Below are 23236 nucleotides of genomic sequence, written 5' to 3' on the forward strand. Positions count from 1 at the left end.
CCGGTCATCGATGGCAGGATGGCGCCATGGCGCTCACGGCACAGGTGAAGGACGAGCTCGCACGGGTGCGGGTGGACAAGACGTCGTGCCGACGGGCCGAGGTGTCGTCCATGCTGCGGTTCTCCGGCGGGCTGCACCTCATCTCCGGGCGGATCGTCATCGAGGCCGAGCTCGACACCGCGATCGCGGCCCGCCGGCTGCGCGAGACGATCTCCGACGTCTACGGGCACACCAGCGACCTGATCGTCGTGTCCGCGGGCGGGCTGCGCAAGTCCAGCCGCTACGTCGTGCGGGTGGTGCGCGACGGCGAGTCGCTCGCCCGCCAGACGGGCCTGCTGGACCAGCGTGGCCGGCCGGTCCGGGGCCTGCCGCCCCAGGTGGTCTCGGGCGGGGTCGACGAGGCGGAGGCCGCGTGGCGAGGTGCCTTCCTGGCGCACGGCTCGCTCACCGAGCCGGGCCGGTCCTCGGCCCTCGAGGTGACGTGTCCCGGACCGGAGGCGGCGCTCGCGCTCGTCGGGGCCGCTCGTCGCCTGGGCGTGCCGGCGAAGGCACGTGAGGTCCGGGGCGTGGATCGTGTCGTCGTCCGGGACGGGGACGCGATCTCGGCGCTCCTCGTGCGGCTGGGCGCGCACGACGCGGTCCTCGTCTGGGAGGAGCGGCGCACGCGCCGGGAGGTCCGCGGTACGGCGAACCGGCTCGCGAACTTCGACGACGCGAACCTGCGGCGTTCCGCGCGGGCGGCCGTCGCGGCCGGAGCGCGGGTCGAGCGTGCGTTCGAGATCCTCGGTCCCGACCTGCCGGACCATCTGCGCGAGGCCGGCGAGCTGCGTCTCGCCCACAAGCAGTCCTCGTTGGAGGAGCTGGGTCAGCTGGCGGACCCGCCCCTGACGAAGGACGCCGTCGCCGGTCGTATCAGGCGCCTGCTGTCGACCGCGGACAAGCGTGCTGCGGAGATCGGCATCCCGGACACCGAGGCGGGACTGAGCCCGGAGCTGCTCGACCTGTGAGCGCAGGCTCGCGGGAGGACGGTCCGTCGGACGCGACGGTCTTGAAGGGTGGGACCCAGGTCACACGCAGGCGACGGGTTGGTATAGGCTCGGGAGCGTCAGGTGACAACGACGTGCTCCTTCGCTGACACCCTCGTGTGCGCGAGTGGTCCCGGCTGTCGCCGAGACGTCCCGCGAGCACGGAAGGTGCTGAGCCGTTCTACGGTCAGCGGGGCACGAGCGTGATCACCACCCGCGTACGCCGTCGTACGTGATCGTTCGGCATCAACCGTGTGCGTCGGGTAACCGGCGCGCCCTGAGGAGGGCATTGTGACCATCCGCGTCGGTATCAACGGCTTCGGTCGGATCGGACGGAACTTCTACCGCGCCATCGTGGCGTCGGGCGCAGACATCGAGATCGTCGGGGTCAACGACCTCACGGACAACAAGACGCTCGCGCACCTGCTGAAGTACGACACCGTCCTGGGTCGTTTCCCCCTGAGCGTGGACTTCGACGACGACAACATCGTCGTCGACGGCAAGAAGATCCGTGCGCTCGCCGAGCGCGACCCCGCGAACCTGCCCTGGGCCGAGCTCGGTGCGGACATCGTGATCGAGTCGACCGGCTTCTTCACGGACGCGACCAAGGCGAAGGCGCACGTCGACGCCGGCGCGAAGAAGGTCATCATCTCGGCCCCGGCCAAGAACGAGGACGCGACGTTCGTCGTCGGCGTGAACCACGAGCAGTACGACGCCGCCGCGCACCACATCATCTCCAACGCGTCGTGCACCACGAACTGCCTCGCCCCGCTGGCGAAGGCGCTCAACGACTCGATCGGCATCGAGCGTGGCCTCATGACCACGATCCACGCCTACACGGGTGACCAGAACCTCCAGGACGGTCCGCACAAGGACCTGCGCCGCGCCCGTGCGGCCGCGCAGAACATCGTGCCGACCTCGACGGGTGCCGCCAAGGCCGTCGCCCTCGTGCTCCCGGAGCTCAAGGGCAAGCTCGACGGCTACGCGCTGCGCGTGCCGGTCATCACGGGCTCGGCGACCGACCTGACCTTCACCGCCTCCAAGGAGGTCACGGTGGACGAGGTCAACGCGGCCGTCAAGGCTGCGTCCGAGGGCCCGCTCAAGGGCATCCTCGAGTACGTGGACGAGGACATCGTCTCGAGCGACATCGTGACCAACCCGCACCAGAGCATCTTCGACTCGAAGCTGACCAAGGTGACCGGTGACCAGGTCAAGGTCGTCTCCTGGTACGACAACGAGTGGGGCTACTCGAACAGCCTCGTCGCGCTGACCCAGTACGTGGGCGCGCGTCTCTGACGATCACGCCTCGACGCGTGAACCCGACGACGTCCGCGTCCGCACCGCCGAGACCGGCGGGCGCGGGCGCGGGCGTCGTCGTGCGCTGACCCCACCGGACGCCATCTGCCACCTGGAGTGCTCATGAAGACCATCGACGACCTCGGCGACCTGCGCGGCAAGCGCGTGCTGGTCCGCTCGGACTTCAACGTCCCCCTCGACGGGACCACCATCACCGACGACGGCCGGATCCGTGCGGCGCTGCCGACACTGAAGAAGCTGACCGGCGCCGGTGCGCGGGTCGTCGTCACGGCCCACCTCGGCCGCCCGAAGGGCGAGCCGGACGCGAAGTACTCCCTCGCGCCCGTCGCGGGCCGCCTCGGCGAGCTCCTCGGCGTCCCGGTCCACCTCGCGAAGGACGTCGTCGGCGACTCCGCCCGCGAGACCGTCGCGTCGCTCGCCGACGGCGAGGTCGCGCTGCTCGAGAACATCCGCTTCGACGCCCGCGAGACGTCCAAGGTCGACGACGAGCGGGCCTCGCTCGCGACCGACCTCGCGTCGCTCGCCGACGCGTTCGTCTCCGACGGGTTCGGTGTCGTGCACCGCAAGCAGGCGTCGGTCTACGACGTCGCCCGGGTCCTGCCCGCAGCCGTCGGCGAGCTCGTCCTCAAGGAGGTCGACTCGCTCAAGCGCGCGACCGAGGAGCCGGCGCGTCCCTACGCCGTCGTGCTCGGCGGCTCGAAGGTGTCCGACAAGCTCGGCGTCATCGCGAACCTGCTGACCAAGGCCGACCGCCTGCTGATCGGTGGCGGCATGGTCTTCACCTTCCTTGCCGCACAGGGGCACCAGGTCGGCAAGTCGCTGCTCGAGGCCGACCAGATCGACACGGTCAAGGGCTACCTGGACGACGCGGAGAAGAACGGCGTCGAGATCGTGCTGCCCACCGACATCGTCGCCGCGGACTCCTTCGCGGCGGACTCGCCGCACGAGGTCGTCGCCGCCGACGCCATCCCTGCGGACAAGATCGGTCTCGACATCGGCCCCGCGTCGGCCGAGCTGTTCGCCAGCAAGATCGTCGACGCGCGCACGGTCGTGTGGAACGGCCCGATGGGCGTGTTCGAGTTCGACGCGTTCGCCGGCGGTACCCGGGCGGTGGCGCAGGCGCTCGTCGATGCGACCGCCCAGGGCGCGTTCTCGATCGTCGGCGGCGGCGACTCCGCCGCCGCGGTGCGCACGCTCGGCTTCGACGAGGCCGGCTTCAGCCACATCTCCACCGGCGGTGGCGCGAGCCTCGAGTTCCTCGAGGGCAAGGACCTGCCGGGGATCTCGGTCCTCGAGAGCTGACCGGCCGGGCAGCCTCCCGCCCAGAACCATCACGACGTGCCGCTCACGGGCGGCCGTCCGACGAAGAGAGAAGACGACGTGGCGAACACCCGTACCCCGCTCATGGCGGGCAACTGGAAGATGAACCTGGACCACCACCAGGCCACCCACACCGTGCAGAAGCTGGCCTGGACCCTCAAGGACGCCAAGCACGACTACTCGACCGTCGAGGTCGCCGTGCTGCCGCCGTTCACCGACCTGCGTTCCGTGCAGACTCTCGTCGACGCGGACAAGCTCGACGTGAAGTACGGCGCGCAGGACGTGTCGGCACACCTCGAGGGCGCGTACACGGGCGAGATCTCGGCGACGATGCTGGCCAAGCTCGGCGTCACGTACGTCGCGATCGGGCACTCGGAGCGCCGCGAGTACCACGCCGAGACGGACGCGCTGCTCAACGAGAAGATCCTCGCGGCCGTCGGGCAGGGCCTCGCGCCCGTCCTGTGCGTCGGGGAGGGTCTCGACGTCCGCAAGGCGGGCGAGCAGATCCCGCACACGATCGCCCAGCTCCAGGGCGCCCTCGCGGGCATCCCTGCCACCCAGCTCGAGAACCTCGTCGTCGCGTACGAGCCCGTGTGGGCCATCGGTACCGGCGAGGTCGCCACGCCCGAGGACGCGCAGGAGGTCTGCGGTGCGATCCGTGGCGCCCTCGGCGACCTGTACGACGGCGAGCTCGCCGACGCGACCCGGGTGCTCTACGGCGGGTCCGTGAAGTCGTCGAACGTCGCGGCGATCATGTCGCAGCCGGACGTCGACGGCGCGCTCGTCGGCGGCGCGAGCCTCGACCCCGAGGAGTTCGCCAAGATCGTGCGCTACCAGGCGCACGCCACGGCCTGACACCTGCACCATCCCGGGCCCGTGCGGACCTCCTGGACAGTGGTCCGCACGGGCTCCGGACGCGGGGTTGGCCCCGACCGCCCCCCGTCACCTACTCTTGACCCCTGTGCGGCAGGTCACGCCTGCTCATGACAACCGGTCGATCGGCAACGTGCGGTCGGCCCCGACGCCAAGGACGAACTCGTGGACGCGCTGCGCATCATCCTCCAGGTCCTGCTGGTCATCTCCAGCGGGTTCCTCATCCTGCTCGTGCTCATGCACAAGGGGAAGGGCGGGGGGCTGTCCGACATGTTCGGTGGCGGCATCTCGAGCTCCGTGGGGAGCTCCGGGGTCGCAGAACGCAACCTCAACCGCATCACGGTGACGTTCGCGGTCATGTGGGCCGTCGTCGTGGTGCTCCTGGGGCTCATCCAGAAGGTCAGCTGACAGACGCCACCGAGCGGCGTGGACCGGTCTGCGAACCCGCGGCCGGTGACGGATCCAGTGCCGACGAGGGCACGACGACGGGGGAGTGCACGTGGCAGGTGGAAGTGCGATTCGCGGGTCGCGTGTCGGGGCAGGGCCGCTCGGTGAGACGGAACGCGGCGATGCGGCGCCCCGGGTGCGCGTGTCCTACTGGTGCGCGAACGGTCACGAGACACGTCCGAGCTTCTCGTCCGAGGTGCAGGTCGAGATTCCCGAGACCTGGGACTGCCCGCGCTGCGGTTTTCCCGGCGGACAGGACCAGGACGACCCGCCGGCACCGCCGCGCAACGAGCCCTACAAGACACACCTCGCCTACGTGAAGGAGCGCCGGTCCGACGCGGACGGCGTCGCACTCCTCGACGAGGCGCTCGCAGCCTTGCGAGCCCGGCGCGGCGGATGACGGTGCCGTCGATCTGAGATCGCACGACGAGGGGTGCACGTCGATGACGACGTGCACCCCTCGTGATGCGTACGCGGCTGATGCGGACCGCGACGGCTCAGCGGCCGGCGGCCGCCGCGTCCAGGAGCCACAGCGTGCGCTCGGTCCCGCGCACCGCCGCGGCGGGTGTCAGGTGCTCGTCCGCTCCGGCGAGGGCGGAGGCGACGGCCTCGGCCTTCTCGGCGCCTGCCGCGACGACCCATGCCTGGCGCGCAGCGTGCAGGGACTCGAACGTCAGGGTCACGCGCTCGGGTGGCGGCTTGGGAGATCCGTGCACCCCGGCCGTCGACGCCCCTGCGACGTCGAGAACGGCGTGGCCGGGGAACAGCGAGGCGACGTGCCCGTCCGGGCCCATCCCGAGCAGGAGGACGTCGAAGGCCGGGACGACCGCGTCGGCGTGCGCGTGCTCGGCGAGCTGGGCCGCGTACCGGCCCGCGGACTCCTCGGGCGTCGAGGCGTCGTCCGAGGCCGGCATCGCGTGCACGTTGGCCGCCGGGAGCTGCGGGAGATGGTCGAGCAGCGCCGCCCGCGCCTGGGTCTCGTTGCGGTCCGGGTGGCCGCCGGGGAGGAACCGCTCGTCACCCCACCACAGGTGCACACCGGTCCAGTCGACCGCGTCCCTGACGAGGTGCTCCCGGACGGCGGCGAGGCTCGCGATGCCGACGGTGCCGCCGGTCAGGACGAGGTGCACCGGCCGCCGCAGCGACTGCAGGTCGAGCAGCCGCGTGAGCAGCCGGGAGGCGACCCCGGCGGCGAGCACCGTCGCATCGGGGTGCACGACGACCAGGCGGGCGTGAGCGTGGTCCGGTCCGTCGACGGCGCTCATGCGTCGGCGCCGACCTTCGAGAGGCCCTTGGTCAGCACGTCGCCGTAGACCTCGTCCTCGTCGAGCCGCCGCAGCTCCTCGATCAGGGCCTCGCTGAGCCGGCGGATCGGGAGCGCGACACGGCGGTCGGGCTTGCTCGGCTCGCTGATCGTGACCGTGCGTCCGTCGGGCCGGTCCAGCACGATCGGTCCGCTCTTGCGCTCGAGCGTCACCTTGGTGATCGCCTCGGCGCCCTCGCGGTCGACGATGGTGGCGGGGCAGCGCAGTCGGCGTTCCAGCCACGCCCCGAGGAGGCTCAACGAGGTGTGCTGGCCGCGTCCCTCGATCGCGACGGCGGTGACCGGTTCGTACGGGGGCTGGTCGAGCGCGGCGGCGATCAGCCCGCGCCACAGCGTGACCCGCGCCCAGGCCAGGTCGGAGTCGCCCGCCGCGTAGTTCGAGGCGAGGGTCGCGAGCGCGCGGGGCGGGTCGTCGGACTGGATCGAGTCGGTGATCCGGCGCTGCGCCATCGCGCCGACCGACTCCTCCGCCGGTGCGGCCGGGGGCTCGCCCGGCCACCAGACCACGATCGGCGCGTCCGGCAGGAGCAGAGGCATGACGAGCGTGTCGGCGAGATCCGTCAGTGCCGGTGCGGCACGCAGGACGACGACCTCGGACGCACCGGCGTCACCGCCCACGCGGATCTGGGCGTCGAGCCGGCCGACGGGCCGGTCCGGGGACGGTGCGACGACGATCACGCGGCACGGGTGCTCGCGGCTCGCGTCGTTCGCGGCCTCGATCGACGACTCGACATCGGTCTCCTCGCAGATCGCGACGAGCGTCAGGACGCGACCGAGCGCGATCGCGCCGCCCTCGTCACGCAGGCTGACGAGACGCTTGTTGACGGCGTTGGTCGTCGTGTCGGGCAGGTCGATGATCATCGCGGGTTCCTCCCCGGTCGCGTGCTCGTGCAGGTGCTCACCGCGCCCGTGCGGGCGGTGCGGCGGGACGTCCGGGTCACGGGCGCCGCCACGTGCGTCCGTCGCGGGCGAGCATGTCGTCCGCCGACTCCGGGCCCCAGGTGCCGGATCGGTACTCGTCGGGTGCGCCGGTCGCCGCCCAGTGGGACGTGATCGGGTCGAGGATCTTCCAGGAGAGCTCGACCTCCTCGCGGGTCGGGAACAGCGGGGGGTCGCCGAGCAGCACGTCGAGGATGAGCCGCTCGTAGGCCTCGGGGGAGGACTCGGTGAAGGAGTGGCCGTAGCCGAAGTCCATCGTGACGTCCCGGACCTCCATCGCGGTCCCCGGCACCTTGGCGCCGAAGCGCATCGTGACGCCCTCGTCGGGCTGGACCCGGATCACGAGAGCGTTGTTGCCGAGCTCGGACGACTGGGACGACTCGAACGGCAGGTGCGGCGCCTTCTTGAACACGACCGCGACCTCGGTCACGCGTCGTCCGAGCCGCTTGCCCGTGCGGAGGTAGAACGGCACACCCGCCCAGCGGCGGTTGTCGATGTCGACACGGATCGCCGCGTAGGTCTCCGTGTGGGAGTCCGCTGCGATGCCGTCCTCGTCGAGGAAGCCGCGGACGTCCTCACCGCCCTGGTTGCCGGCCGCGTACTGACCGCGGGCGGTGTGCTTGCCCAGCTCCTTCGGCAGCCGGACCGCCGAGAGCGCCTTGATCTTCTCGGCGCGCAGCGCCGGCGCGTCGAACGAGCCGGGCTCCTCCATCGCGACGAGCGCCAGCAGCTGCAGGAGGTGGTTCTGGATGACGTCGCGGGCGGCGCCGATCCCGTCGTAGTACCCGGCCCGGCCGCTGATGCCGATGTCCTCGGCCATCGTGATCTGGACGTGGTCGACGAAGTTCGCGTTCCAGATCGGCTCGAACATCTGGTTCGCGAAGCGCAGTGCGAGCAGGTTCTGGACCGTCTCCTTGCCGAGGTAGTGGTCGATGCGGAACACCGAGTCCGGCGTGAAGACCTCGGACACGACGGCGTCGAGCTCGCGCGCGCTCTCGAGATCGTGGCCGAACGGCTTCTCGATGACCACCCGGCGCCACGCGTCGCCCTCGGACCGGGAGAGACCTGAGCGTGCGAGCTGGCGGCACACGAGCGGGAACGCACCCGGGGGGACCGAGAGGTAGAACGCGTGGTTGCCGCCGGTGCCGCGCTCGGCGTCGAGGTCCTCGACCGTCTGGCGCAGCCGTTCGAAGGCGTCGTCGTCGTCGAAGGAGCCCTGGACGAAGCGGATGCCCTCGGCGAGCTGGCGCCACGTCGCCTCCCGGAACGGGGTGCGTGCGTGCTCGCGGACCGCGTCGTGGACGACCTGGGCGAAGTCCTCGTCCTCCCAGTCGCGGCGGGCGAAGCCTGTCAGTGCGAAGCCGGGCGGCAGCAGGCCGCGGTTGGCGAGGTCGTAGACCGCCGGCATGAGCTTCTTGCGTGCGAGGTCACCCGTCACGCCGAAGATGACGAGACCGCACGGCCCGGCGATGCGGGGAAGGCGCAGGTCGCTCGGGTCGCGCAGGGGATTGTGATCTGCCGTGATTGTGGCCGGTCTCACCTGATGGCACCGTTTCGGTCGAGGAGCGGGACTTCTGGGGCGATTCGGATCATAGGCGCCGTCGTCCGGGAAGGACACGGATGCCCGACCGTCGGACGAGAGGCGCGCGGCGTCACGAGCCGGCGACCTTGCGCAAGCCGGTCGCGGTCGTCTCGAGGAGCTCCGTCCAGCTCTTCTCGAACTTGTCCACGCCCTCGGCCTCGAGGCTCGTGGTCACGTCGTCGACGGAGATGCCCAGAGCGGCGACCGCCTCGAGCGTGCGGCGGGCGTCGTCGCCCGTGCCACGCACCGTGTCGCCGGCGAGCGTGCCGTGATCGGCGAACGCGTCGAGCGTCTTCTCCGGCATCGTGTTGACGACGCCCTCGGTGACGAGCTCGGTGACGTACATGGTGTCCGGGTACTCGGGGTTCTTCACGCCGGTCGACGCCCACAACGGTCGCTGCGGGCGGGCGCCCGCCGCAGCGAGCCCACGCCAGCGGTCACTGCCGACGAACTCCTCGTAGGCCTCGAACGCGAGCCTGGCGTTGGCGATCGCCGTGCGGCCGCGCAGCTCGAGGGCCTCGGGCGTGCCGATCTCCGTGAGGGCGTCGTCGACCGCCGAGTCGACTCGCGAGACGAAGAAGGACGCGACCGACGCCACGGGAGCGAGGTCGGTCCCGGCGTCACGGGCCCGCTCCAACCCGGTCGCGAACGCGTCCATGACCGCGCGGTAGCGTTCGAGCGAGAAGATGAGGGTCACGTTGACGCTGATGCCCTGGGCGAGGGTGCGCGTGATCGCGTCCAGGCCCTCGACCGTGGCGGGGATCTTGATGAACACGTTCGGCCGGTCGACGATGCGCCACAGGTTCTCCGCCGTGGCGACGGTCGCCTCGGTGTCGCGCGCCATGCGCGGGTCCACCTCGATCGACACGCGCCCGTCGACCGTGTCCGTGGCGTCGTACACCGGCCGCAGCACGTCGGCCGCGGCCCGGACGTCGTCGGTCGTGATGCGTTCGACGGCCGTCTCGACGGCGGCGTCGTCCGTGCCGACCTCGGAGGCGATCTCTGCGAGCTGGGCGTCGTACGCGTCACCCTTCGCCAGGGCCGACGCGAAGATGGTGGGATTCGTCGTGACACCGACGACGCCGCGGGAGCTGACGAGGTCGGCGAGGTTGCCGGTGCGCAGCCTCTCGCGGGAGAGGTCGTCGAGCCAGATGGACACCCCGGCGTCCACGAGCTCGTCGATCGGTGCGGGGACGGTGGTCTGCTGCGTCATCGGAAGTCCTCTCGTCGTGCTTCGACGTCACGAGTGCGTCGACGTCCGTCCCGGCGTTCGTCGGCCGTCGACGACGGCCGTGCTCCGAGGTGGGGCGCCGGGACGGAGCCCCACCTCGGAATCTATGGTCGGTCAGGCGACGTCGCCAGTGCCGCCCTCGACCGGCTTCGCCGAGCCGCCCGGGGTGTCGCCCCCCCGCGCCGCGGCGATCGACTCGCGCGCGGCGTCGGCCACGGCCTGCGCCGTGATGCCGTACTCGCGGTAGAGCGTCTTGTAGTCGGCGGAGGCGCCGTAGTGCTCGATGCCGATGATGCGGCCGGCGTCGCCGACGATCTCGCGCCAGCCCTGGGCCACGCCGGCCTCGACGGACACCCGCGCGCGCACGGCGGAGGGCAGGACCGACTCCCGGTAGGCCTCGTCCTGGGCGTCGAACCACTCACGGCTGGGCATGGACACGACGCGCGCAGCGATGCCGTCGGCGGCGAGCGTCTCGCGCGCCTCGACCGCGAGCTGCACCTCGGAGCCGGTGCCGATGAGCACGACGTCGGGCGTGCCGTTCTCCGCGTCGAGCAGGACGTAGGCGCCCTTGGCCGTGCCGGCAGCGTCGGCGTAGCCGTCCTCGCCGCGCGGGAACGTCGGGACGCCCTGGCGCGTGAGGATCAGGCCGGCAGGCCGCTCCGTGGTCTCGAGGATGGTCCGCCAGGCCCACGCCGTCTCGTTGGCGTCCGCCGGGCGGACGACGTCGAGGCCGGGGATCGCGCGCAGCGCGGCGAGCTGCTCGATCGGCTGGTGGGTGGGCCCGTCCTCGCCGAGACCGATCGAGTCGTGCGTCCACACGAACGTCGTCGGGATCTGCATGAGCGCGGCCAGGCGAACGGGCGGGCGCATGTAGTCGGAGAACGTGAGGAAGGTGCCACCGTAGACGCGCGTCCCGCCGTGCAGGACGATCCCGTTGAGGATCGACCCCATGGCGTGCTCGCGGATCCCGAAGTGCAGCGTCCGGCCGTACTTGTCGCCGGGGAACTTCTTGGTCGCGTGCTCGGCGGGCACGAACGACGGCTCGCCGTCCATGGTCGTGTTGTTCGACCCGGCGAGGTCGGCCGACCCGCCCCAGAGCTCGGGCAGGACGTCCTTGAGCGCGGTCAGGACCGTGCCCGACGCCGCGCGCGTCGCCACGGCCTTGCCGGTCTCGAACGTGGGGAGCGAGTCCGTCCAGCCCTCGGGGAGCGTCTGCGACACGAGCCGCTCGAGCAGTGCGACGCCCTCGGGGTTGGCCGTCTGCCAGGCCTCGTAGGCGGTGGCCCACGTGCCCTCGGGGTCCCGCTGCCGGTCCCCGACGGCGCGCGTGTGCGCGAGCACGTCGTCGGCGATCGCGAACGTCGCCTCCGGGTCGAGCCCGAGCTCGATCTTGAGGCCGCGCACCTCGTCGGCGCCCATCGCGGAGCCGTGGATCCCGCCGGTGTTCTGCTTGGTGGGAGAGGGCCAGCCGATGATCGTGCGCAGGTCGATGATCGAGGGCCTGCCGGTCTCGTCCTTCGCGGCCTGGACCGCGGCCGCGAGCGCCTCGACGTCCTCGGTGTAGCCCGTGCCGCCGTTGGTCCAGTCGACGCGCTGGGTGTGCCACCCGTACGCCGCGTAACGGGCGAGGACGTCCTCGGTGAACGCGATGTCCGTGTCGTCCTCGATCGAGATCTTGTTGTCGTCCCAGATGACGACGAGGTTGCCGAGCTGCTGGTGACCGGCGAGCGAGGACGCCTCCGAGGTCACGCCCTCCTGGAGGTCGCCGTCGGACGCGATGACGTACACGTGGTGGTCGAACGGCGACGTGCCGGGAGCGGCGTTCGGGTCGAGCAGCCCGCGCTCGCGGCGGGCGGCGATCGCCATGCCCACGGCGGACGCGAGGCCCTGGCCGAGCGGGCCGGTCGTGATCTCCACGCCGTTGGTGTGCTTGTACTCCGGGTGGCCGGGCGTCTTGGAGCCCCAGGTGCGCAGCGCCGCGATGTCCTCCATCTCCAGGCCGTAGCCGGCGAGGAACAGCTGGAGGTACAGCGTCAGCGACGAGTGCCCCGCGGAGAGCACGAACCGGTCACGGCCGGCCCAGTGCGCGTCGGCCGGGTCGTGGCGCATGACCTTCTGGAACAGCAGGTAGGCCGCGGGAGCCAGCGAGATCGCCGTCCCCGGGTGGCCGTTGCCGACCTTCTCGACCGCGTCGGCGGCGAGCGCCTTGATCGTCTTGACGGCCTGGTCGTCCAGGTCCGTCCAGTCCAGGGGCGTGTGGGCAGGGGACAACGCGTTCACCGAACCTCATTCCCGTCCGGAGCCCGTTGCTCCGGAACGTCGCGACAACTCTCGACGCAACCGTCGGACATCGTCCGCCGCGTGGCGGCAGCAGGGCGCTCGTGCGCGGCAGGCGGCACGGTTGCAACCACCAGCCTACCCGCGTACCTGCGACCCGGCAGGGCTGACCACGTGCTGGATCATGGACGGAGCCGGGCGGATCTCACACCGCCACGTCGATGTCCCTGGCGCCCCGGACGGCCTCGGAGACGTACGATGACGTGGACTCATCGGGGCGACCTGCGGCCCGCCCCGGACGGACCTCACAGCGGAACGGAACCTCGACGCGCGTGCACACCACGAGCCAGCCACCGATCGACGGCACCGCCGACCCGACGCGCACCACGACGCGCGAGGGGACCGGGGGAGCGTCTGCCGGTCGTGACGGGGGCCCGGCGCACGAGCGACGGGTGAGCGCCCGGGACCGCGTGGGGGCCTTCGTCGCGCTGACGAAGCCGCGCATCATCGAGCTGTTGCTCGTGACGACGCTGCCGACGATGATCCTCGCCGCCGGCGGGCTGCCGGACCTGTGGCTCGTCGTCAAGACGCTGGTCGGGGGGACGCTGGCGGCCGCCTCGGCGAACGTCTACAACTGCTATCTCGACCGTGACATCGACAAGGTCATGAACCGCACGAAGCGGCGGCCGCTGGCCACCGGCGAGGTCACCCCCCGCGCGGCGCTCGTCTTCGCGACGGTCCTGGGCGTGGTCGCGCTCGTCTGGTTCGCGTGGCTGGTCAACGTGGTCTCGGCCTGGCTGACGTTCGGGGCGATCGCGATCTACGTCGTCGGCTACACGATGATCCTCAAGCGCCGCACCCCCCAGAACATCGTGTGGGGCGGGATCGCGGGCTGCATGCCGGTCTTCATCGGCTGGTCGGCGGTGACCGGGTCGCTCAGCTGGTCCGCGGTGGCGCTGTTCCTCGTCATCTTCTTCTGGACGCCCCCGCACTACTGGCCCCTGTCGATCAAGTTCCGCAGCGACTACGCCGAGGCGGGCGTCCCGATGCTCCCGGTCGTCGCGGACGACCGCAAGGTCGCGCGCGAGATGATCCTGTACGGGCTCGCGATGGTCGCCTCGTCGCTCGCCCTGTGGCCGCTGGCCGGCATGACGTGGGTCTACGGCGTGGTGGCCCTCGGCCTCGGGGCGTGGTTCATGACCGAGTGCGTGACGATGCTGCGCCGCGCCAAGGACCCCTCGCTCGGGAAGCTCGGCGCCATGAAGGTCTTCCACGCGTCGATCACCTACCTGACGCTGCTGTTCGTCGCGGTCGCGGTGGACGTCTTCCTGCCCCTGTGACGTGAGCCGGTGACGTGAGCGGTCCCGAGGTCGCGGTGCCCGACGGGCTCGAGCGCGCCGCGCGCGAGTACCTGGCGCACCTCGCGGTGGAGCGCGGGCTGTCCGCCAACACGGTCGCGGCCTACCGGCGTGACCTCGCGCGCTACCTGGCGTACCTGGCGGCCTGTGGCAACCACGCCGTCGGGGAGGTGTCCCCGCGCGACGTCGCGGCGTACGTCGACGCCGTGCGCACCGGGTCCGACGGGGGCGCGGTGCTCTCCGCGTCCTCGACCGCGCGCTCCGTGGCGGCGGTCCGCGGGTGGCACCGGTTCTGCGCCGCGGAGGGCATGTCCGGCACCGATCCGGCCGTGGACGTGCGCCCGCCCGCGCAGGGTCGACGCCTGCCGAAGGCGATCTCGACCGACGAGGTCGCGCGCATCATCGAGGCCGCGGGAGCGGGTGAGGGCCCGGCACCGGTGCGCGACCAGGCGCTCCTCGAGCTCGTGTACTCCACGGGTGCGCGCATCAGCGAGGCGGTGAGCCTCGACGTCGACGACCTGGACCTGGGGACCGGCGCGGTGCGCCTGCTCGGCAAGGGCGGCAAGGAGCGGGTCGTCCCCGTCGGCTCGTTCGCCCGACGGGCGCTCGACGCGTACCTCGTACGCGGTCGTCCGACGTTCGCCGCGGCCGGTCGGGGCACGCCCGCGGTGTTCCTCAACACGCGGGGGGCGCGGCTCTCGCGCCAGAGCGCGTGGGCCGTGCTGCGCACGGCGGCCGAGCGCGGGGGAGTCTCCCACCCCGAGCGGATCTCGCCCCACACGCTGCGGCACTCGTTCGCCACGCACCTGCTCGCGGGTGGCGCGGACGTCCGGGTCGTGCAGGAGCTCCTGGGCCACGCCTCGGTGACCACGACCCAGATCTACACGCTCGTGACCCCGGACACCTTGCGCGAGGTCTACACGGCGTCGCACCCGCGCGCGCTGGGCTGACGGGTCCTGGCAGGACGGAGATGCGGCGCGCGGGTGCGAACGCGCGAGGGGCGGCAGGTCCTGCGATACCGTGGCGGACGTGAGCAGCCAGGCCGAGACCCAGGACCCGACGAGCGGCGTCGGCTCCGCCCCCGTCACCGACGGCACGCGCACGCCGACGGAGCGGCGGGTCGACGTCGTGGGGCGGCCGGTGCCCGACTTCCCGGTTCCCGCACCGCTCGACACCCACGGACCCGGGCGCATCATCGCGATGTGCAACCAGAAGGGCGGCGTCGGCAAGACGACGACGACGATCAACCTGGGTGCGACGCTCGCCGAGTACGGCCGTCGGGTCCTGCTCGTCGACTTCGACCCTCAGGGCGCCGCGTCGGTCGGCCTCGGGGTCAACCCGCACGAGCTCGACCGCACCGTCTACAACCTGCTCATGGAGCGCGGTGCCGACATCCACGAGGTCCTCGTGGGTACGGACATCGAGGGTCTCGACCTGCTGCCGGCCAACATCGACCTGTCCGCGGCCGAGGTCCAGCTCGTGGGCGAGGTCGCGCGCGAGTCGGTGCTGTCGCGCGTGCTGCGCCCGGTGGTCGACGACTACGACGTGATCCTCGTCGACTGCCAGCCGTCGCTCGGCCTGCTCACCGTCAACGCCCTGACGGCTGCGCACGGCGTCCTGATCCCGCTCGAGTGCGAGTTCTTCGCGCTGCGTGGTGTGGCCCTGCTCGTGGAGACCATCGAGAAGGTCCGCGACCGTCTCAACCCGCGGCTCGAGGTCGACGGCATCCTCGCCACGATGTTCGACTCGCGCACCCTGCACTCGCGCGAGGTCGTCGCCCGGGTGCACGAGGCGTTCGGCGACACGCTGTTCCACACCGTGATCGGACGCACGGTCAAGTTCCCGGACGCGTCCGTCGCGGCCGAGCCGATCACCGTCTACGCACCGTCGCACCCTGGTGCCCAGGCCTACCGGCAGCTCGCGCGAGAGCTGATCGCGCGTGGCGACGCCGCCTGAGACGCAGACCGACCCGCCCGGTGCGCCCGTCGTCACGGCTGCCCTGCCCGAGCACGGCGCCGGTACCGGGGCGTTCGAGGTCCGGCTCGACAACTTCACGGGTCCCTTCGACCTGCTCCTGTCGCTCATCACCAAGCACCGGCTCGACATCACCGAGGTCGCGCTCGCGCGGGTGACGGACGACTTCATCGCGTTCATCCGGACCGCCGAGGAGGCGGCACGGCGGGCGCGTGCGGCGGGGGAGGAGCACCCCGGCTGGGACCTCGGCACCGCGAGCGAGTTCCTGGTCGTCGCTGCGACGCTGCTCGACCTCAAGGCTGCGCGGCTGCTCCCGTCCGGCACGGTGGAGGACGCGGAGGATCTCGCTCTCCTCGAGGCCCGCGACCTGCTGTTCGCGCGGCTCCTGCAGTACCGCGCGTACAAGGACGTCTCCGCGGTGGTCGCGACCCGGCTGGCGGACGAGGGGCGCCGCTTCCCGCGCGTCGTCCAGCTCGAGCCGCACCTCGCGGCGCTCCTGCCCGAGCTCGTGTGGAGCGTGGGGCCGGACCAGCTCGCCGCGATGGCGGCCCGCGCTCTCGCGCCGAGGCCCGCGCCGCCGGGGGTCGACCTGGCCCACCTGCACGCCCCGGCCGTGAGCGTGCGCGAGCAGGCGCACCTCGTCGTGGACCGGGTCCGGCGCGGGGGGACGACGACGTTCCGCGCGCTCGTGGCCGATGCCCCGGAGACCGTGACGGTCGTCGCCAGGTTCCTGGCGCTGCTCGAGCTGTTCCGGGAGGGCCTGGTCGGGTTCGACCAGGTGAGTCCTCTCGGCGAGCTCACCGTCCGCTGGACCGGCGGCGAGGAGACGGACGACGCGGTCCCGGGACGGATCGGGCACGAGTACGACGACGACGCGGAGACCGACGTCCCGCAGGACGCGACGAGCGACGAGGGGGACCCCGCGTGAACGAACAGACCGACGCCACCGACGCCACCGACGAGCCCGTGGTCGACGTGCACCGGGCACCGGGTGGGCTCCCGGCCGCGCTCGAGGCCGTGCTGGTCGTGGTGGACGAGCCCGTCCCCGCCGTCGACCTCGCTGCCGCGATCGGCGTGCCGACGGACCAGGTGACGGCCGCGCTCGCGGAGCTGGCGTCCCAGTACCGCGGCGAGCGTGGCGGGCCCCCGCGGGGGTTCGAGCTGCGGGAGCTCGGGGGCGGGTGGCGGATCTACTCGGCGCCCGTGCACGCCGAGCTCGTCGGTCGGTTCGTCCAGGGGGGTCAGACCGCCCGGCTGACGCAGGCGGCGTTGGAGACTCTGGCCGTGATCGCGTACCGTCAACCGGTCAGCCGGGGGCAGGTCTCCGCGGTGCGCGGAGTGAACGTCGACGGCGTGGTGCGGACCCTCGTCGCACGAGGTCTCGTGGCCGAGGTCGGGCAGGACCCGCTCGGGGGTGCGAGCCTGTTCGGGACGACCGGGTACTTTCTCGAGCGCATGGGCTTCACGTCGATCGACGAGATGCCCGCGCTCGCACCGCACCTGCCGGACATGGACGAGCTCGACGGAATCGACGGGATCGCCGACCTGCGACGCGCACCGGCGGACGCTGGCACGGACGAAGGATGAGAATGAGCACACCAGACCGGCGCCGCGGCGCGAACGACGGGCGCCAGCGCACGGGAGGCTCCGGGGGCCGGGGTGCGCAGGGCAGGTCGCAGGGCAAGCCTCAGGGCAGGCCGCAGAGCAAGCAGGGCGGCGCACGCCGCCCGTCCGGCAGCACCGGCCGCCAGGCACCGGCCGAGCCGCCTCGTGACGTCCACGACCCCGACGGCATCCGGCTGCAGAAGGTCCTCGCGACCGCCGGACTCGGCTCGCGCCGCGCGTGCGAGGAGCTCATCTCGGAGGGGCGTGTCGAGGTCGACGGCGTGCAGGTGCGTGAGCTCGGCGTGCGCGTCGACCCGGCCACCGCCGTCGTGCACGTGGACGGGATGCGGCTGCAGCTGGACACGTCGCTCGTCACGCTCGTGCTGAACAAGCCGCGCGGCGTCGTGTCGACGATGCACGACCCGGAGGGACGTGCGTCGCTCACGGACTTCGTCGCCGACCGCACCGAGCGGCTGTTCCACGTCGGGCGGCTCGACGCGGACAGCGAGGGCCTGCTCCTGCTCACCAACGACGGGGAGCTCGCCAACCGCCTCACCCATCCCGCCCACGAGGTCGCCAAGACCTACCTGGTCACGGTCCAGGGCACGGTGAGCGGCAACCTGCAGAACAAGTTCCTGCACGGGATCGAGCTCGACGACGGGGTCGCCAAGGCGGACGCGTACCGCGTCGTCGACCGGCTGCCCGACCAGACGATGATCGAGATCGTCCTGCACTCGGGTCGCAACCGGGTCGTGCGCCGGATGTTCGACGAGGTCGGGCACCCGGTGACGCAGCTCGTGCGCACCCGCGTCGGACCCGTCGCGCTCGGCAACCTGCGTCCCGGCACCACGCGCGTCCTCGGCCGCACCGAGCTCGGCACGCTCATGTCCGCCGTCGGGCTCTGAGCACCGGTCTCCGGCCGGGCCTCGACCGCTCGAACCAGGCCCACCGGGCCGCACACCACGAAGGAGCACCACCTATGCCGGTCCGGGCCATCCGGGGCGCGACCCAGCTCGACGTCGACGAGCGCGGTCACCTCTTCGAGCGCACGCGCGAGCTCGTGCAGGCCGTCCTCGACGCGAACGACGCCGACACGTCGACGCTCGTCTCGATCTTCTTCACGTGCACGCCGGACCTCGTGTCCGACTTCCCGGCCGCGGCCGCGCGCGAGATGGGTCTGGGCGACGTCCCGCTGATGTGCGCGACCGAGATCGCGGTCCCCGGGGCGCTGCCCCGCGTGGTGCGCCTCATGGCGCACGCGGACCTCGAGGTCGAGCGTTCCGCCGTGCAGCACGTGTACCTGCACGGGGCCACCGCGCTGCGCAAGGACCTCGCCCAGTGAGCGCGCGGGACGAGGTGTCCACGGACGCGCCGCTGACGGTCGCCATCGACGGACCGTCCGGGTCCGGCAAGTCGAGCGTCGCCAAGGGTGTCGCGCGGCGCGTCGGCCTGGCCTACCTCGACACGGGTGCCATGTACCGTGCGGCGACGTGGTGGTGCCTGCACCGCGGGGTGGAGCTGAGCGACGGCGCGGCCGTCGCGCACGCGGTGCGGGTCATGCCTCTCGTCATGGGCCTGGACCCTGCGGCCCCGACCGTGCACGTCGAGGGGGTCGACGTCGGCGAGCAGATCCGGACGACGCAGATCAGCACCGCCGTCAGCGCCGTCGCGACGAACCTCGACGTGCGGGCCGAGCTCCGGCGCCTCCAGCGCGCGGTGGTCGATGCCGAGCGCGAGCCCCTGGGCTTCTCGGGCGGACGCGGGGTCGTGGCCGAGGGGCGCGACATCACGACCGTCGTCGCGCCCGACGCCGAGGTCCGGGTCCTGCTGACCGCGAGCGAGGAGGCCCGCCTCGCGCGCCGCTCGCTCGACGTGCACGGCACGGCCGACGCCGCGGCCGTGGCGGCGACGCGGGACCAGGTGCTGCGCCGCGACCGTGACGACTCCACCGTCTCGCAGTTCCAGGTCGCGGCCGACGGCGTGGTCACCGTCGACTCGTCCGACCTCGATCTCGAGCAGACGATCGACGCGGTGCTCGTCGTCGTCGAGCAGGTCACCGGTCGGACGGTGGACCCGCGCCCGGCGCCGTGAGCCCCACGGGCCACGTCCCGTCGGCGGCCGGACCGCGCTGGTCGCGCTGGGTCGGGCGGTTCCTCGCGCGCGTCGTGTGGGCCACGCGGGTGGAGGGCACCGAGCACGTGCCCGACGACGGCCCGGTCGTCCTCGCCGCGAACCACACGGGCGTCGTGGACGGGCCGATCGTGCTCGGCGTCGCCCCGCGCCCCTTGCACGTCCTCGTCAAGGAGGAGATGTTCGTCGGTCCGGTCGGCTGGGTGCTGCGCGCGGCCGGGCAGATCCCGGTCGACCGCGACGGTGGCCGGCGCGCGCTCGCGGCAGCACGTGCCGTGCTGCGCCGCGGGGACGCGGTCGGGGTGTTCCCCGAGGGCAACCGCGGCCGCGGGGACGCGACGTCCGCGCGGGCCGGGGTCGCGTGGCTCGCGCTGAACGGCGGCGCCCGGGTCGTGCCCGTCGCGGTCCTGGGCACGCGCCGCACGGGTGAGGGCGTGAACCACGTACCCGGCCTGCGGCGTCGGCTCGTCGTGCGGTTCGGCCCGCCGCTCGACGTGCAGCGCGCGCCCGGTGCGAGCGGGAAGCAGGCGCTCGAGGACGCGAACGAACGGATCCGGCACGCGCTGGCCGTCCTGGTGGCCGACACCGTCGCGGACTCGGGCGTCGCGCTGCCGCTCGACGACCCGAACCGGGAACGGCCGCCTTCCCGGCCCTGACCCCGGCGTCGGCGCTCCGGACGCGGGAGCGCGCCGCCCGCGGTACGTTCGCACGGTAGCGCGGGGCCACGACCTCGCACGGGCACCGGCCGGGAGACGAGGCGGGCGAGACATGGCGAGCGATGGCGACAAGCCCACGACCGTCGACGCGTACCTGGAACGGCTCGCCCCGCACGCCCGGGACGTCGTCGGGCACCTGCGTGGCGTGATCCACGACACGGTGCCCGGTCTCGCCGAGCGCATCAGCTACGGGATCCCGACGTTCACGCGCGAGGGGCGCAACCTCGTCCACCTGGCCGGGTGGGCGCACCACGTCTCGCTCTACCCCGTGCCCGCCGCCGCGGACGATCCCCAGGGCGACCTGGGCGGTCGCCTCGCACGCTACCGCGACGGCAAGGGCACCCTGCGGTTCTCCCTCGCGGAGCCGGTGCCCGACGACGTCGTGCGGGACGCGGTGCTGGCGCTCGCGGCCGAGCGGGGCGGGCCCACGTCGTGAGCGTGAGCCCGGTTCGGAGCGAGGGCTTTCGCCTGGGACAATGGGTGTCATGACCACTCCCGACCACGCCCAGCCACCCGTCGCACCCGACGAGACCGACGCCCTGGGCGATGCCGGGCTCACCGAGACGCCGGCCGACGACGAGGCGCGCGAGCGGGCGCTGCGCGCGGGGCTCGAGGACTACGAGCTCGACGAGGGCGACGCCGCGCTGCTCGACGCCGCCGAGGAGGACCTCGAGCTGGACGACGTCGAGGCACCGCGGCCGGTGCTCGCGATCATCGGCCGGCCGAACGTCGGCAAGTCGACCCTCGTCAACCGCATCCTCGGCCGCCGTGAGGCGGTCGTCGAGGACAAGCCCGGTGTGACGCGCGACCGCGTGAGCTACCCCGCGGAGTGGGCCGGGCGGGAGTTCACGCTCGTGGACACGGGCGGCTGGGAGGTCGACGTCGCGGGCATCGAGTCCAAGGTCGCCGAGCAGGCGGAGGTCGCGATCTCGCTGGCCGATGCCGTGCTGTTCGTCGTCGACGCGACCGTGGGCGCGACGGCCACGGACGAGCGCGTCGTGCGCCTGCTGCGCGCGTCCGGCAAGCCGGTCGTGCTGTGCGCCAACAAGGTCGACGGGCGCGCGGGAGAGGCCGACGCCGCCTCCCTGTGGAGCCTCGGCCTCGGCGAGCCGTACGCCGTCTCCGCGCTGCACGGGCGCAGCACGGGCGACCTGCTCGACGCCGCGATGGCCGCGCTGCCGACCGAGTCCGCGCACGGCGGGCTGCGGCCGTCCGGTCCGCGCCGTGTCGCGCTCGTCGGGCGCCCGAACGTGGGCAAGTCGTCGCTGCTGAACAAGATCGCGGGCGCCGAGCGTGTCGTCGTGCACGACGTCGCGGGCACGACCCGCGACCCGGTCGACGAGCTCGTCGAGATCAAGGGTGTGCCGTACTGGCTCGTCGACACCGCGGGGATCCGCCGCCGCGTGCACCAGACCAGCGGCGCCGACTTCTACGCCTCGCTGCGCACGCAGGCCGCGATCGAGAAGGCGGAGGTGGCGGTCGTGCTGGTCGACGCGTCCGTGCCGATGACGGAGCAGGACACGCGGGTCATCTCGCAGGTCGTCGACGCAGGGCGTGCGCTCGTCATCGCGTACAACAAGTGGGACCTGATGGACTCCGACCGCCGCCCGTTCCTCGAGCGCGAGATCGAGAAGGACCTCGTGCAGGTCACGTGGGCGCCGCGCGTGAACGTGTCCGCGCAGACCGGGTGGCACACCGACCGCCTCGTGCCCTCGATCGAGCGCGCGCTGGGCTCGTGGGACAAGCGGATCCCGACGGGACGGCTCAACGCGTTCCTCGGTGAGCTCGTCGCCGCGCACCCGCACCCGCTGCGGGGCGGCAAGCAAGCACGCATCCTGTTCGCGACGCAGGCGTCCACGCGCCCGCCGCGGTTCGTTGTGTTCGCCACGGGGTTCATCGAGGCGGGGTACCGCCGCTTCATCGAGCGTCGCCTGCGCGAGACGTTCGGGTTCGAGGGCACCCCCATCGAGATCAGCGTGCGCGTGCGGGAGAAGCGCAAGCGGTGAGCCGGGGCGGCACGGGCACCGCGGCGCGCGGTCGCGTGCTGCGGCTGGGCGTCGTGCGCGACACCGCCGCGGTGCGTCACCTCGTGACGTTCCTCGTCGTCGCGGTCGCGACCGTGCTCCTCGTGCGGTTCTTCCTCGCCGCGTCCGGGTACCCGCAGGTGGGCGGGGGCGGGCTGCACGTCGCGCACGTCCTGTGGGGCGGGCTGGGCATGGCGCTCGGGATCGTCGTGCTGCTGTCGTTCGTCGGACCCGTGCTGCGCTCGCTCGGCGCGGTGCTGGGCGGGATCGGGTTCGGGCTGTTCGTCGACGAGATCGGCAAGTTCGTCACGGCGGACAACGACTACTTCTACGAGCCGACGGCGGCGCTGATCTACGCCACGGTCGTGGTCCTCGTGCTCGTGGTCGAGGCGCTGCACGGGCGCCGGCGGCATCACGCCGCGGAGTACCTCGCGGTGGCGACGGACCGCGCCGTCGCCGGCGTCGCGGGCGGGTTCACGGACACGGCCCGCGAGGAGGCCAGGTCGCTCGTCGCGCTCGGCCGGGACGAGCCGGGCGCCGCGGAGGTCGAGGCGCTCGTCGAGGCGGTGCCGCGGGACGACGTCGACGTGCCGGACCCGGTCCGCGCGCTCGTGCGGCACGTGTCCTCGTGGTTCACCGCGGCGCTCGAGCGGCGCTGGACGGCGGTCGTGGTCGTCGCCGCCGTCCTGGGGACCGCCGCCGGGTCGCTCGCCGCGGGCGTGCGGGTGCTCGTGCACGACGTCGACGTGCCGCCGTGGGTGGGGATCGGCATCGTCGTGGGGGTCGCGGCGACGACCGCGTGCGTCGTCGTGGGTGTGCTGCTCGGGCGCGGCGGCGGCGCGGACGACCGCCGCAGCGCCGCGGTGTGGGTGCGCCGCGGCGTCCTGGTCTCGCTCCTGCTCACCCAGCTCCTCGTGTTCCGGGCGCTGCAGTGGGTCGGCGTCGCCGGCCTCGTCGTCGACCTGGTCGTGCTGGCCGCGCTGGGCGCCGCGCTCGGTCGGGACGACGAGCGTCGGCGCGGCGCCCGGGGTCGCGTCAGCGCATCGTCGTGACGGGGAAGCCGTCCATGTCGTCGAATGACCGCTTCTCACCGG

The 23236-nt window shown here is 72.5% G+C and carries 23 protein-coding genes; 18 read left to right on the forward strand and 5 right to left on the reverse strand.

Features of this window, described 5'->3' with window-relative positions; genetic code table 11:
* Positions 1-26 precede the first annotated feature (26 nt).
* The 6 genes from whiA (at position 27) to IF651_RS01465 (ending at position 5382) form a co-directional block, all read left to right on the forward strand.
* Positions 27-1007: a DNA-binding protein WhiA gene (gene whiA / locus IF651_RS01440; protein ID WP_191827289.1), complete on the forward strand. Its 981-nt coding sequence runs from the start codon at positions 27-29 to the stop codon at positions 1005-1007.
* Between the two features lie 309 nt (positions 1008-1316).
* Positions 1317-2321: a type I glyceraldehyde-3-phosphate dehydrogenase gene (gap, locus tag IF651_RS01445; RefSeq protein WP_191827290.1), complete on the forward strand. Its 1005-nt coding sequence runs from the start codon at positions 1317-1319 to the stop codon at positions 2319-2321.
* 123 nt (positions 2322-2444) lie between these two features.
* The gene (locus IF651_RS01450) at positions 2445-3644 is read left to right on the forward strand and encodes a phosphoglycerate kinase (protein ID WP_191827291.1); all 1200 of its coding nucleotides are present in this window, start codon (positions 2445-2447) and stop codon (positions 3642-3644) included.
* 78 nt (positions 3645-3722) lie between these two features.
* Positions 3723-4517, forward strand: a complete 795-nt coding sequence (gene tpiA / locus IF651_RS01455) for a triose-phosphate isomerase (protein ID WP_191827292.1) — start codon at positions 3723-3725, stop codon at positions 4515-4517.
* 183 nt (positions 4518-4700) lie between these two features.
* The gene (gene secG / locus IF651_RS01460) at positions 4701-4943 is read left to right on the forward strand and encodes a preprotein translocase subunit SecG (RefSeq protein ID WP_191827293.1); all 243 of its coding nucleotides are present in this window, start codon (positions 4701-4703) and stop codon (positions 4941-4943) included.
* A gap of 91 nt (positions 4944-5034) precedes the next feature.
* On the forward strand, positions 5035-5382 hold the full coding sequence (locus tag IF651_RS01465; protein WP_191827294.1) for an RNA polymerase-binding protein RbpA: 348 nt from the start codon (positions 5035-5037) through the stop codon (positions 5380-5382).
* Between the two features lie 97 nt (positions 5383-5479).
* On the opposite strand, the gene pgl is transcribed toward IF651_RS01465, so the two are convergent.
* The 5 genes from pgl to tkt all read right to left on the reverse strand — a co-directional run bounded on the left by pgl (position 5480) and on the right by tkt (position 12338).
* Positions 5480-6247: a 6-phosphogluconolactonase gene (pgl, locus tag IF651_RS01470; RefSeq protein WP_191827295.1), complete on the reverse strand. Its 768-nt coding sequence runs from the start codon at positions 6245-6247 to the stop codon at positions 5480-5482.
* On the reverse strand, positions 6244-7167 hold the full coding sequence (locus tag IF651_RS01475; protein WP_191827296.1) for a glucose-6-phosphate dehydrogenase assembly protein OpcA: 924 nt from the start codon (positions 7165-7167) through the stop codon (positions 6244-6246). Before IF651_RS01475 ends, pgl begins: the two co-directional genes overlap by 4 nt.
* Positions 7168-7243: 76 nt before the next feature.
* Positions 7244-8785: a glucose-6-phosphate dehydrogenase gene (gene zwf, locus IF651_RS01480; RefSeq protein WP_191827297.1), complete on the reverse strand. Its 1542-nt coding sequence runs from the start codon at positions 8783-8785 to the stop codon at positions 7244-7246.
* A gap of 112 nt (positions 8786-8897) precedes the next feature.
* The gene (gene tal, locus IF651_RS01485; RefSeq protein WP_191827298.1) at positions 8898-10040 is read right to left on the reverse strand and encodes a transaldolase; all 1143 of its coding nucleotides are present in this window, start codon (positions 10038-10040) and stop codon (positions 8898-8900) included.
* Between the two features lie 132 nt (positions 10041-10172).
* Positions 10173-12338: a transketolase gene (gene tkt, locus IF651_RS01490; RefSeq protein WP_191827299.1), complete on the reverse strand. Its 2166-nt coding sequence runs from the start codon at positions 12336-12338 to the stop codon at positions 10173-10175.
* A 329-nt stretch (positions 12339-12667) separates the two neighbouring features.
* Between tkt and IF651_RS01495 the strand changes: the two genes are divergently transcribed.
* From IF651_RS01495 to IF651_RS01550, 12 genes are all read left to right on the forward strand, one after another.
* Positions 12668-13675: a heme o synthase gene (locus IF651_RS01495; RefSeq protein ID WP_422110424.1), complete on the forward strand. Its 1008-nt coding sequence runs from the start codon at positions 12668-12670 to the stop codon at positions 13673-13675.
* Between the two features lie 14 nt (positions 13676-13689).
* Positions 13690-14643 (forward strand): site-specific tyrosine recombinase XerD, encoded by a 954-nt coding sequence (locus IF651_RS01500; protein ID WP_338403693.1) that lies wholly within the window; start codon positions 13690-13692, stop codon positions 14641-14643.
* A 178-nt stretch (positions 14644-14821) separates the two neighbouring features.
* The gene (locus tag IF651_RS01505; RefSeq protein WP_338403728.1) at positions 14822-15649 is read left to right on the forward strand and encodes a ParA family protein; all 828 of its coding nucleotides are present in this window, start codon (positions 14822-14824) and stop codon (positions 15647-15649) included.
* Positions 15633-16595: a segregation and condensation protein A gene (locus IF651_RS01510; protein ID WP_191827301.1), complete on the forward strand. Its 963-nt coding sequence runs from the start codon at positions 15633-15635 to the stop codon at positions 16593-16595. Before IF651_RS01505 ends, IF651_RS01510 begins: the two co-directional genes overlap by 17 nt.
* Positions 16592-17254, forward strand: coding sequence for an SMC-Scp complex subunit ScpB (gene scpB / locus IF651_RS01515; RefSeq protein WP_191827302.1), 663 nt, complete (start codon positions 16592-16594; stop codon positions 17252-17254). The genes IF651_RS01510 and scpB overlap by 4 nt, the downstream gene beginning before the upstream one ends.
* A gap of 2 nt (positions 17255-17256) precedes the next feature.
* On the forward strand, positions 17257-18177 hold the full coding sequence (locus IF651_RS01520; RefSeq protein WP_338403694.1) for a pseudouridine synthase: 921 nt from the start codon (positions 17257-17259) through the stop codon (positions 18175-18177).
* 74 nt (positions 18178-18251) lie between these two features.
* Positions 18252-18614, forward strand: coding sequence for a chorismate mutase (aroH, locus tag IF651_RS01525; RefSeq protein ID WP_191827304.1), 363 nt, complete (start codon positions 18252-18254; stop codon positions 18612-18614).
* Positions 18611-19363, forward strand: a complete 753-nt coding sequence (gene cmk, locus IF651_RS01530; protein ID WP_338403695.1) for a (d)CMP kinase — start codon at positions 18611-18613, stop codon at positions 19361-19363. The genes aroH and cmk overlap by 4 nt, the downstream gene beginning before the upstream one ends.
* The gene (locus IF651_RS01535; protein WP_191827305.1) at positions 19360-20058 is read left to right on the forward strand and encodes a 1-acyl-sn-glycerol-3-phosphate acyltransferase; all 699 of its coding nucleotides are present in this window, start codon (positions 19360-19362) and stop codon (positions 20056-20058) included. The genes cmk and IF651_RS01535 overlap by 4 nt, the downstream gene beginning before the upstream one ends.
* Before the next feature lie 112 nt (positions 20059-20170).
* Entirely contained in the window at positions 20171-20554 is a 384-nt protein-coding gene (locus IF651_RS01540) for an iron chaperone (protein WP_191827306.1), read from the forward strand.
* Between the two features lie 49 nt (positions 20555-20603).
* Positions 20604-22124 (forward strand): ribosome biogenesis GTPase Der, encoded by a 1521-nt coding sequence (gene der, locus IF651_RS01545; protein ID WP_191827307.1) that lies wholly within the window; start codon positions 20604-20606, stop codon positions 22122-22124.
* Positions 22121-23194 carry a hypothetical protein gene (locus IF651_RS01550; RefSeq protein WP_191827308.1) on the forward strand — a complete coding sequence of 358 codons (1074 nt, stop codon included), beginning with the start codon at positions 22121-22123 and terminating at the stop codon, positions 23192-23194. The genes der and IF651_RS01550 overlap by 4 nt, the downstream gene beginning before the upstream one ends.
* Positions 23195-23236 lie beyond the last annotated feature (42 nt).

The sequence above is a fragment of the Cellulosimicrobium arenosum genome (genome assembly GCF_014837295.1).
Taxonomy (GTDB): domain Bacteria; phylum Actinomycetota; class Actinomycetes; order Actinomycetales; family Cellulomonadaceae; genus Cellulosimicrobium; species Cellulosimicrobium arenosum.